This is a genomic window from Streptomyces carpinensis (genome assembly GCF_002154505.1).
Taxonomy (GTDB): domain Bacteria; phylum Actinomycetota; class Actinomycetes; order Streptomycetales; family Streptomycetaceae; genus Streptomyces; species Streptomyces carpinensis.
This window is the reverse complement of the sequence record NZ_MUBM01000096.1, coordinates 90,158-101,187: the sequence shown is the minus strand read 5'-3', so window position 1 is coordinate 101,187 and position 11,030 is coordinate 90,158. Positions and strand designations below refer to the sequence as shown.

The following is an 11,030-nucleotide window of genomic DNA, read 5'->3' as shown; positions in this document are numbered from 1 at the left end:
CTTCGACACCTGGCACCGGCACCACGACACGCATTGAAGGCTCCCCTCCCTGAAGGGAGGGGATTCTCCACCCTCCAGGGCTGATGTGGGGATTCACGGCTCAGGCCGCCACCTGAGCCGGCGGCTCAGGTGGTCTTACGCCCTCGGCACCGTCCGGGTTCCAACCTGCCCGGACCAGCATCACACGGGCGGAGTTCTTGTCCCTGGGACAGACGGCTCCGCACACGGTGCAGGCATACGTTCTCATCGACAGAGGCAGTGCGTGCTTGGTTCTCGCTCCGCACGTCGCGCAGTCCATCGTGGTGTGCGCCGGGTGCACGAGACGGACGTCCCGTGCGTGCTTGCGCCCCATCTCGACCAGAGCGCGTTTGGTGGCGGCGATGGCGGCATCGGCCGCCTTGCGGGCCATCGTGGTCTTCGCGAGGAACTTCGGCCTAAAGTCCTCCACCGCCACCCCGTCATGATCACGCATCACGGACTTGGCCCACTTGCGGGATGTGTCCTCCCGCTGCCGCGCGACCTTCCTGTGCAGCTTCGCCGCCTGCACCTGCGCCTTCCGGTAGCCCTTGGATACGGGCCGGCCCTTCGGGCTCCGGCGCCGGGCCATCATCCGCTGATAGCGGGCCAGCCCCTGCGCGGCCCGCTTGCCGTGCTCGGCATGCGGGAGATCGTAGGCGTCATCGGTGGTGACGGCCGTCTCCTTCACACCCCAGTCCACCCCGAGCACACGCCCCGTGAAGGCAAGCGGTGCGGTCCGCGCGGGGGCGACGAAGGACACATACCAGTGCCCGAGCGTGTCCTGGTACACGCGCACACTCGACGGCTCGGCCGGAAGGTCCCGCGACCACACCACCCTCAGCACGATCCCACCCGCAAGGTGCACACGACCGTCCTTCAGACGGAAACCGCGCCGCGTGTAGTTCAGGCTCGGGCGGCTGTCCCGCTTCTTCTTCCAGCGGGGCATCCCCGCCCGGCGGTGCTGCGCAAGCCCGTCCTTGATGTCCTTCAACGCCTTCGCCCTCGACCTGGCGAAGTCCCGAATCACCTGCTGCTGCGGCACCGACGCACCCGCAGCCAGCCACGGCGTCACCCGACGCGCCTCGGTCAGCATCCTGTCCAACTGCGCCGGACCACACGTCAGCTTCTCACCGGACTCCTTGCTCTGCTGGTGGACCTGCTTCGACTTGGCCACGCACTCGTTCCAAAGCCACCGGCAGCGGTCCCACTCCGCTTCAAGTGCGCGCCGCGCGGTAGCAGACAGGCGCACACGGAAGGAGTACCGGGCATGCCCGGCCCCCTCCATGGTCACGTCTGGCGTCATGCATCCGAACCTATACGGGAGGACTGACAGTTGACGCCTCTTGATCGCCACGGGCTCACTCACCTCGTCGCGGGTGGACGGACTTTCGCCCCGGAGGCGAAACCCCTACTTCCCGTCCTGCTCCGCAGGAACCCGATTCCACCCCGGCCTGACAGCCGGGGCATCCTCGGAGGAACCCGGTGAGAGTTCGGGCGTGGCCGCGTTCAGGATGGCGTCCGGGCCGTCGGAGGCCCATGGGAGAAGGGTCGGTTCGGGGTCGAGGGCCAGGTGCTCGTTGAAGACGAAGTCCATCTGGACCACTCCCCCGGGCAGGCCGTCGCATGTCCAGGGCAGGACCATGCGCCGGCCGGGGACCCGGTCGTACGTCCAGATGTCGTCGCTCGCCGCTTCCGCCGCGATGATCCGGACGGCGCCGCCATGGGAGCCGAGGCGGTCGGCACCGGCGCCGCCATCGGAGTCGAGGCGGTCGGAACCGGCGCCTCGCAGCGCTGCCGCTTCGGCCGCCCGGGCCAGGCCGGCGAGCATGGCCTGCGTCCGGCTCTCGTCGATCCGCCAGGACTGTGGCACGACGACGAAGTCCAGGTCACCCGGCTCCCGTGCTGCGGTCCCGAACCAGGCCCGCAGCAGGACGCTGCCGCGCAGCACGAGCGAGTCCGCCCACGGCGAGTCCGAGATCGCGGAGAGGACGAGGCCGATCGCTGTCCTGCGGGCCGCGCGCCAGGCGCGTTCGGCGTCATCGTCGGTGAAGTGCGGGTCTGCGGCGCGGTAGGCGTTGGAGTACTGCTTGAGCGCCGGGTCGAAGACCGGACGCTGCACCACGCCCTCGTCCGGGATCGGGCGCAGCGTCGACGGCAGGTCGAGGCGGGAGCGTGCCTCGTCGTCCAGCGGAGCCCGGGGCACCGTGTCGCTCCGCCAGCCGAAGCCCTCCCAGGAACCGGACATCCCGTACTCGCCTCTCCTCCGGGGGCCACTCCCGGGATCGCCGTGTGTGGCCTACGGCGTCCCCAGCGCGCGGGCCCTCCTCGATCAATCACGATCCTCGCAAGCGATCGCCCTGCGCGGAAAGCGAGTTACCGCTCGACCGCGGCACCTGCGTGGATCACGGAGTCGAGGGCCCGGACGAGTCGGCGCAGCCAGTCCCGTGCCGTTCCCGGCACCCAGGGGTGGCCGACCTGGAAGTCGGCCCAGTCCACGTCCCACCTTGACACGGCGGCCGGCGACAAGGGGCTGTCCGCAGCAGGGCCGATCGTGCGGCCGAAGACCGACCGCAGCAGGCGCCATGTGAGCCTCACCCCTTCCGCCTCGGCGAGGACCACTGCGTCGTACAGGTCCTTGCCCTGAGCCCGGCCGCTCTCTCGGCTGTCGGTGTGCATCCACAGCAGCTTCCAGGCCAGGGACAGCTCCCGGCTCGCCGTCCGCACCGCCGTGGGTGTGCCGCCGTCGCCTCTCGGGACCAGGGTCCACACCGGTGGTTCGGGAAGCCGCTCGTCGCGGGCGAAGTCCAGTCGGACCTCGCCCGGAGGCAGTCCCTCCGCGCGCCAGGGGATGACCAGCCGGACGCCCGGTGTGTCGTACTCCGCGTACGTCCACGTGCCGTCCACGCGCGCGTCGTTCGCGTCGAGGAGCACACGGGGAGCGGCCTCGGGCGACTGGGCCACTCGGTCGAGCAGGTCCGCGTAGGGCGGGCCGCTGTCCACGACCTTCTCCTCCTCCTGCAGCCAGCGCAGTCCTTCCGGCGGGAGCCGGGGCCGCTGCCCGCCCGTGTCGAACTCCTCGTACGTCCAGATCTCGTACTGTGCCGCGCCGTCGGCCGCCTCGGGCCACTGCTGCACCGTGGCCAGGCGGTCGACGTACGGATACGGGTCCCGCGCGTCGACCCCGACGGCGTTCCGGGGCGCGATCCAGTCCAGGTCGGCCGGTTCACGCGCCGCGCTCCCCACCCACGCCGGCATGACCATGCTCCCGCGCAGCACGAGGCTCCCGCTCCAGGGGGCGTCCGCGATCAGGGCCAGGACATGGTCGAGGGCCGCGCGCCGGGCCGCCGCACCGCGGTCGGCAAGAGCCACCGCCCGATGGTCGACCGAAGCCGCCGTCCGGCGGTCGGCCTGAGCCGGTGGCCGCCGATCGCCCTGAGCCGGTGACCGCCGGCCGCCCTGAGCCGGCGGCCGGGAGTGGTCCGGTGGTGTCATGCCGCCCTCGGTCCGGCCTCGCTGTCCCCCGCGATCCAGCCGGCGTCCACGGACGGGTTGTCGTCGTGGACGACGAACTCCTCCTCCACCTCGACCACCGTGCAAGCGGCCTCCGCCAGGGCGCGGAGCAGTGCGTCGAGGCTGCGGCGCGCCTCACGGCGGCCGACCCCCCGGCAGCGCTGGGTGACGAAGCGCTCGTGCGTGCCATCGGCCGACGCCCGCCGGGCGTTCCTGGAGACGTGGGCTGTGTGCGGTTCGGCCAGCGCGCGTACGGCGACGACCTGCCGCTCTCCCGACAGGAGCAGCTTCACGTGGTGCTCGAAGTAGCAGTCCCCGGGCAGAGCCGCCGCCTCGGCGTCGGTCCGCGGGACGCCGGTGGTCCACGGCGCCACCTCCATCTTCACGCGTGTGACGTGGAATCCGTCCCCGCGCAGTCGTTCGGCCCACTGGTGGGCCGCCGCCACCTGCCCCGTCAGGGTCCCCTCGCCCCGGCACGTGAGCATCGGCTGGTCCGGTGTCCGCCCCCGGTCCAGCACGATCCGCGTGTACTTCAGGCCGTGGCGTTCCGCCCAGCCGCGGATCCGCTCGTCACTGTCCAGGCCGACCTGTGGGGCGAGCGTGAGGTGTGTCTCGAACTCGCCCTCGAAATGCCTTGCCGGATCACTTCGGTGTCGCTCTGCGTTCACGGCGCCGACCGTACCGGCGGCCACTGACAACCAGGCACGCGGCGCTCGCCTTCACCGTGCCCCGGCAGGGGCCCCTGCGAGTGCAGGGGCCCCTCCCCTTGCCGGCCACCGTCGGCCGCCCCCTCGTGGCGGGCCGACGTCCCTCAACTGGCAGGACGCATCGGCCGGTCCTGCGTCGTCAGTCCCCGGAGGAGAACGCCGAGTCGAAGGACCGGTCCGACGGCTCGATCGCGGTGAGTCCGCGGATGAACTTGAGGGCGTCCGGGGCGCCGACAAGGCGGTCCATGCCGGCGTCCTCCCACTCCACCGAGATCGGCCCGTCGTATCCGATCGAGTTGAGCATCCGGAAGCACGCCTCCCAGGGGACGTCCCCGTGCCCTGTGGAGACGAAGTCCCAGCCGCGGCGCGGGTCGCCCCACGGCAGATGGGAGCCGAGGCGGCCGTTGCGCCCGTTGAACCGCTTGACCGACTCCTTGCAGTCCACGTGGTAGATGCGGTCCCTGAAGTCCCACAGGAAGCCGACCGGGTCCAGGTCCTGCCAGACGAAGTGCGACGGGTCGAAGTTGAGCCCGAACGCCTCCCGGTGGCCGATCGCCTCCAGAGTGCGCACCGTCGACCAGTAGTCGTAGGCGATCTCCGAGGGGTGGACCTCGTGGGCGAAGCGCACACCGACCTCGTCGAAGACGTCGAGGATGGGGTTCCACCGCTCGGCGAAGTCCGCGTAGCCGCGCTCGATCATCGCCGGCGGGACCGGCGGGAACATCGCCACGGTGTGCCAGATCGAGGACCCGGTGAAGCCGACGACGGTCTCCACCCCGAACGCGGCGGCGGCCCGCGCGGTGTCCTTGATCTCCTGTGCGGCGCGCTGCCGGACGCCCTCCGGCTCGCCGTCGCCCCAGATGCGGGCGGGGAGGATGCCCTTGTGGCGCTCGTCGATGGGGTGGTCGCAGACGGCCTGGCCCGTCAGGTGACAGGAGAGCGTCCAGCACCGCAGGTTGTACTTCTCCAGCAGGGCGCGGCGGCGCGGGATGTAGTCGTCGTCGGCCAGGGCCTTGTCGACCTCGAAGTGGTCGCCCCAGCAGGCGATCTCCAACCCGTCGTACCCCCACTTCGCCGCCAGCCGGCACACCTCCTCGAACGGCATGTCGGCCCACTGGCCGGTGAACAGGGTGATCGGGCGTGGCATCTGGGTTCCTCCGGTCGGTTCGTCGGTCGGCGGTGGTGAGGGGTGATGGCGGCTAGGGGGCCGGGGAGGCGCTCGGCGTGAGGCCGGCCAGGCGCAGCAGCAGGTCCTTGACCTCGGTGGCGTCGTAGTGGTCGCGCGCCTCGCCGGGCCGGGAGCACAGCAGCACGGGGCCGTCGTCGGGGTGGTCGGGCAGGCGGCCGTGGCTGCCGCGCACCGGGGACGGGTCGAGGGGGACGACGCTCATGCGGTAGCGCATGCCGAGCTTCTTGCGGGCGAGTGCCGTGGCGGCGCGCAGTTTGACCTTGGGGTCCTTGGGGTCCATGAACAGCTCGGCCGGGTCGTAGCCCGGCTTGCGGTGGATCTCGACCAAGCGGGCGAAGTCCGGGGCGCGGTCGTCGTCGAGCCAGTAGTAGTAGGTGAACCAGGAGTCGGGCTCGGCGACGGCGACGAGGTCGCCGGCACGCGGGTGGTCGATGCCGTACGCCTTCTTGCCCGCCTCGGTGAGCACGTCGGCCACGCCGTCGGTGCTGGCCAGCAGGTCGCGGACGCGCTCGGTGTCGGCCGGGTCGGCGACGTAGACGTGGGCGACCTGGTGGTCGGCGACGGCGAAGGCGGCCGACGTCCACGGGTCGAGGTACTCCATGCCGTCCTGGGTGTGGACGTTCAGCAGCCCGGCCCGGCGCAGCACGCGGTTGATGTCCACCGCCCTGGAGACGTTGGTGATGCCGTACTCGGACAGGGCGACCACGGTGACCGAGCGTGCGGCGGCGGCGTCGAGCAGCGGGGCGAGGACCCGGTCGACGTCGGCCGCCGCCGCGGCGGCGCGGGGGTCGTCGGGCCCGTAGCGCTGGAGGTCGTAGTCGAGGTGGGGGACGTAGACGAGGGTGAGGTCGGGGGCCTCGGTGGTGAGGATGTGCCGGGCGGCGTCGACGATCCACCGGGAGGAGGTGAGGGAGGCGGTCGGACCCCAGTAGGTGAACAGCGGGAACGTGCCCAGCTTGGCGGTGAGTTCGTCGTGCAGCTGCGGCGGGTAGGTGTAGCAGTCGGGTTCCTTGCGGCCGTCGGAGTAGTAGATCGGCCGCGGGGTGACGGTGAGGTCGACGTCGGCGCCCATGGCGTACCACCAGCAGACGTTGGCCACACGGTAGCCGGGATGCGCGCGCCGCGCCGCCTCCCACAACTTCTCCCCGCCCACCAGCGCGTTGTGCTGCCGCCACAGGAACACTTCGCCCAGCTCGCGGAAGTACCAGCCGTTGCCGACGATGCCATGGCCGGTGGCCGGCTCCCCGGTGAGCAGGGTGGACTGCACGGTGCAGGTGACGGCGGGGAAGGCGGTGTCGAGCGTTGAGGTGAAGCCCGCCTCGCCCAGGGCGCGCAGCCGGGGCATGTGGGCGAGCAGCCGGGGGGTGAGTCCGACGACGTCGAGGACGAGCAGGGGGGCGGGGCTCACGGGGCGACCTCCTTCAGGCCGAGAGAGATCAGGTGGTCGCGGGTGAAGGCCAGTTCGGCGGCGATGCCGTCGGCGAGGGCGCCGGGTCCCTGCGGGCGGACGGCCTCGGGGAGCACCCCCCAGGTGTAGGTCTCGGCCTCCACGTGCGCGGTGCGGGCGGTGTCCCCGCCGAGCAGGGCGGCGAGGGTCGCCTCCAGTTCGGGGCGGGTCGTGGTCAACGGGGGCTCCGGGTCGGCGTGCAGCGGCACGTGGAAGTGGACGCGCCAGGGATCGCGGCCGGGCAGGGCGCCGGCGAGGGCCGTGTCCAGGTCGTCCACGGCCCTGGGCGGGGCGCCGCGCTCCCGGACCTGGTGCAGGAAGCGCGGCTCGGCGAAGCGGGCCAGTGCCGCCAGTGTCGCCGGATCGGACGGGTCGGCGGCCTGCAGGGCGCAGGACGCCTGGGTCTTGACCACCGTCAGTCCGGCCGCCTCCAGGCGGGCGAGTGCGGCGGCCGGCTCCTCGAAGCCGACCGCCAGATGGCAGGCGTCCAGGCAGACGCCGATGCGGTCGGTGTCCACACGGGCGAGGTGGGCTGCGGCCTCGGCGGTGGTCTCGACGACGCAGCCCGGCTCGGGTTCCAGGCCGACCTTGATCGTCCGGCCGGTGTCGGCGGCGAGGTCGGCGAGGCCGTCGGCCAGCGCATCGAGCGTTCGGGCGGCGTCGTCCGCCTGCCCGGCCGTCCACGGGGTCCGCCAGCCCAGCGGCACGGTGGAGACGCTGCCGTGTGCGGCGTCCTCGGGGAGCAGGGCCGCGAGCACACGGGCGAGGTCGAGGGTGTAGTGCAGCCGGTCGGGCGTGGTCCAGTCCGGCCGGTAGACGGCGTGCTTGACGACGGGGTCGTGGAAGCCGCGGTAGGGAAAGCCGTTGAGGGTGACGACCTCCAGGCCGCGGGCGGTCAGCTCCCGGCGGAGCCTGCCGACGGCGCCGTCGTCCGCGGCGAGGGCCGCCGCGGCGTCGCGGGCCAGCCACAGGCCCAGGCCGAGTACGGACGCCCCGAGCCGTTCGCGTACCGGCTGGGCGTGCCGGGCCAGTTGGGCCAGTACCCCGTCCAGGTCCTCGGCGGGGTGGACGTTGGTGCAGTACGCGAGGTGGACCACCGTGCCGTCGGGGTGGAGCAGACGCACGGCTACACCTCCGCCCGGACGCCGCGCAGCACGGAGTTGCCCTCGAAGGTGGCGTCGGTGCCGGGGGCCTGCGAGTCGTCGAGCTCCAGTTTGCCGCTCTGACCGTAGAAGGCGACAGGGTTGCGCCACAGGACGGTGTCGACCTCGTCGGCGGTGAAGCCGGCGGCGAGCATGGCGTCCCCGGTCTTCCGGGTCTTCAGGGGGTCGCTCCTGCCCCAGTCCGCGGCCGAGTTGACGAGGATCCGCTCGGTGCCGAACTCGCGCAGCACGGCGACCATGCGGCGCTCGTCCATCTTGGTGTCGGGGTAGATGGAGAACCCCATCCAGCAGCCGGAGTCCACGACCTGACGTACCGTCACTTCGTTGAGGTGGTCGACGACGACGCGCTCGGGGGCGATTCCCGACTCCTTCACCACGGCGAGGGTGCGCTCCACGCCCGCCCCCTTGTCGCGGTGCGGGGTGTGGACCAGCGCCGGCAGGTCGTGGGTGACGGCGAGCTGCAGCTGGGCGGCGAACGCCTCGTCCTCCTCGGGCGTCATCGAGTCGTAGCCGATCTCGCCGACGGCGACCACGCCGTCCTTGGGCAGGTAGCGCGGCAGGAGCTGGAGCACCTCCGCACAGCGCGGATCGTTGGCCTCCTTGGGGTTCAGGGCGATGGTGCAGTGGTGGCGGATGCCGAACTGGGCGGCGCGGAACGGCTCCCAGCCGATGAGGGAGTCGAAGTAGTCCAGGAAGCTGCCCACGGAGGTGCGCGGCTGGCCGAGCCAGAACGCGGGCTCCACCAGGGCGCGTACGCCGGCCGCGTGCATCGCCTCGTAGTCGTCGGTGGTGCGCGAGGTCATGTGGATGTGCGGGTCGAAGATACGCATCACGCCTCCCGGGGGCTTCGGCGGTCGGTGGTCGCGGTGGAGACGTCCTGGAGGTCCCGGTGGCCGGGCATCGCCACGTCCGGGAAGAGCGCGAGGACCGGCCCGATGTCGTCGGGCACGTCGCGTCCCGCGGCCGTCCGCTCGTGGGCGAAGGCGGCCATCATGCGGGCCATCTCCGCGTCCGCCCGGCCGGGCAGGCCCGGCAGCGCGGCCAGCGGGATCCCGGTGAAGACGCACTTGAGCACGCCCTGGCGGTAGGTGTCCGCGTCCAGGTGGTCGGTCGCGTAGTCGCCGAGGGCCGCCGCGATCAGCCGCGTGTCGTTGGTGCGCAGGGCGTCGCGCACCAGGGGCAGCCCGCCGTCGCCGACGGGCAGCAGCGGCAGGGCGCGCAGCACGGCGCGCCGTTCGGCCGCGTCACCGGTGCGGTAGAGCTCCCCGATCTCCTCCAGCAGCGCGGCGCCGGCCAGGGGCATCGCGGCCAGCAGCAGGGAGCGGGCAGCGTCGTCCACCGTCCAGCCGTGCGGGTCGGCGGGGTCCAGCGGACCGCGTCCGCATCGGCGTCCCACCAGCGGGAACAGACCACGGACCACTCCGGGGTCGGTGGTGACCGAGGCGCACGCACCGGCGAGCCACTTCGTGCCCTGCTCGGTCATCCGTTCGGTCAGTGCGGTTCTGAGGTGGTCGGGTGTCATGCCATCTCCTCCTCACGGCGGACCGCGGGGTCGCACGAGCGCAGGAAGTCCAGGGAGCGGCGGGCCACGCCCGGGGCGTCGTGGCTGTGCCGGGGCAGTTCGACGGCGACCAGCCCGCGGTATCCGACCTCGTCGAGGGCGCTGAGCACGGGCGGGAAGTCGATCTCGCCGCTGCCGAACTCGAGGTGCTCGTGGGTGCCCCGGCGCATGTCGTCGATCTGCACGTTCACCAGCCGGCTCCCGGCCCGGCGCACGCACTCGGGCACCGGGTACGGTTCCAGGCAGCGGCAGTGGCCGATGTCGAGGGTCAGGCCGAAGGGAGCGGGGTCGCCGAGTGCCGCGGCCAGCCTGGTGTACTCGTCGATGCTCTCCACGAGCATCCCCGGTTCGGGTTCGAAGCCCAGCGGCACGTCCGCCTTCTCCGCCGCCTCGACGACCTCCGCGCATCCGGCGACCAGCCGGTCCCAGGCCGTCCGCGCATCGAGGCGCGCGGGCCTGACGCCCGCCCAGAAGGAGACGGCCTGCGCGCCGAGGTCGGCGCCGACGGCCACCGCGCGGCGCAGGAAGTCCACCCTGCGTTCCCGTCCCTCGGCCGCGAGCAGGGTGGGTTCGTGCTTGTGCCAGGGGTCGAGCAGGTAACGGGCCCCGGTCTCGATCACGACGCCGAGCCCGAGACGGTCCAGTCGCCGGGCGAGGGCAGCGGTCCGCGCGGCCAGGCCGGGTGCGAAGGGGTCGAGGTGGTGGTGGTCGAGGGTGAGCGCCACGCCGTCGTAGCCCAGGTCGGCGATGACGGTGAGCGCGTCCTGGAGCCGGTGGTTGGAGAAGCCGTTGGTGCCGAACCCGTAGCGCAGGGCGGGCTCGGCGGTCGTGGTGTCGCGGTCGAGTGGTTCGGTCATGTCGGGGACACCCGCCTGGACAGGGCTCGGGCCAGTGGAAAGGCCGCGGCGAGCGGAAGGGCGGAGCGCAGTGCGCCCGCGCCCGCGGTGAGCGCGGCCTGGAGCGGGATCAGGCCGAGGATCCCCGCGCCGACGGCCTTGCGGACCGTGCCCGGGGAGGGGTCGGTGACGGCGTGCGCCTGGGCGCGGCCGGCCGTCGCGCCGTACGCGAGGAGCCCGCCCGCGACGCCCAGTCGGTGCGGGCGGCCCGTGGCCCGGCGGGCGGGTCCGGCGCCGAGCGCCGTCGCCGCCGCGACGGCCGCGGTGGCGGCGAGTGTCGTTCGGGGCAGCCACGGCTGCGCGCCCGTGACCTCGGCGCGGCTGAGCGCGGTGACGGCGAGGGTGTGCCCGGCGACGGTCGCGGCCGCCGGCAGGGCGGACCGCGTCCGGCCCGCCCGGGCGCCGAGCAGCACGTCGAGGCCTCGGGCGGCCGCCATCACCGCGGGGCCCGCGGGACGGGACTTGGCCCACAGGTCGTACCCCCAGACGGTCGCCGCGAGGGGCAGGGCGACCGTCATCGCGCGCCGGCCTTCGGCGGC

At 72.8% G+C, this 11,030-nt stretch carries 10 protein-coding genes; all 10 read right to left on the bottom strand.

Annotated features, from left to right (window positions below):
• Positions 1-100: 100 nt before the first annotated feature.
• The gene (locus BZY54_RS14810; RefSeq protein ID WP_086725654.1) at positions 101-1,321 is read right to left on the bottom strand and encodes an RNA-guided endonuclease InsQ/TnpB family protein; all 1,221 of its coding nucleotides are present in this window, start codon (positions 1,319-1,321) and stop codon (positions 101-103) included.
• A gap of 105 nt (positions 1,322-1,426) precedes the next feature.
• Positions 1,427-2,263 carry a nucleotidyl transferase AbiEii/AbiGii toxin family protein gene (locus tag BZY54_RS14805; RefSeq protein ID WP_086725639.1) on the bottom strand — a complete coding sequence of 279 codons (837 nt, stop codon included), beginning with the start codon at positions 2,261-2,263 and terminating at the stop codon, positions 1,427-1,429.
• Positions 2,264-2,391: 128 nt separating this feature from the next.
• Complete coding sequence (locus BZY54_RS14800) at positions 2,392-3,387, bottom strand: nucleotidyl transferase AbiEii/AbiGii toxin family protein (RefSeq protein WP_107419717.1); 996 nt, start codon at positions 3,385-3,387, stop codon at positions 2,392-2,394.
• A gap of 119 nt (positions 3,388-3,506) precedes the next feature.
• On the bottom strand, positions 3,507-4,196 hold the full coding sequence (locus tag BZY54_RS14795) for a hypothetical protein (protein ID WP_086725653.1): 690 nt from the start codon (positions 4,194-4,196) through the stop codon (positions 3,507-3,509).
• A gap of 178 nt (positions 4,197-4,374) precedes the next feature.
• A complete protein-coding gene (locus tag BZY54_RS14790; RefSeq protein WP_086725637.1) occupies positions 4,375-5,382 on the bottom strand; it encodes a sugar phosphate isomerase/epimerase family protein in 1,008 nt (335 codons plus the stop codon).
• Positions 5,383-5,434: 52 nt separating this feature from the next.
• The gene (locus BZY54_RS14785) at positions 5,435-6,832 is read right to left on the bottom strand and encodes an alkaline phosphatase family protein (RefSeq protein WP_086725636.1); all 1,398 of its coding nucleotides are present in this window, start codon (positions 6,830-6,832) and stop codon (positions 5,435-5,437) included.
• On the bottom strand, positions 6,829-7,995 hold the full coding sequence (gene eboE / locus BZY54_RS14780; RefSeq protein WP_086725635.1) for a metabolite traffic protein EboE: 1,167 nt from the start codon (positions 7,993-7,995) through the stop codon (positions 6,829-6,831). Before eboE ends, BZY54_RS14785 begins: the two co-directional genes overlap by 4 nt.
• Before the next feature lie 2 nt (positions 7,996-7,997).
• Positions 7,998-8,864, bottom strand: coding sequence for a TatD family hydrolase (locus tag BZY54_RS14775; protein ID WP_086725634.1), 867 nt, complete (start codon positions 8,862-8,864; stop codon positions 7,998-8,000).
• Entirely contained in the window at positions 8,864-9,556 is a 693-nt protein-coding gene (locus BZY54_RS14770; protein WP_086725633.1) for an EboA domain-containing protein, read from the bottom strand. The genes BZY54_RS14775 and BZY54_RS14770 overlap by 1 nt, the downstream gene beginning before the upstream one ends.
• Positions 9,553-10,452 carry a sugar phosphate isomerase/epimerase family protein gene (locus tag BZY54_RS14765; protein WP_086725632.1) on the bottom strand — a complete coding sequence of 300 codons (900 nt, stop codon included), beginning with the start codon at positions 10,450-10,452 and terminating at the stop codon, positions 9,553-9,555. Before BZY54_RS14765 ends, BZY54_RS14770 begins: the two co-directional genes overlap by 4 nt.
• Positions 10,453-11,030: the final 578 nt, after the last annotated feature.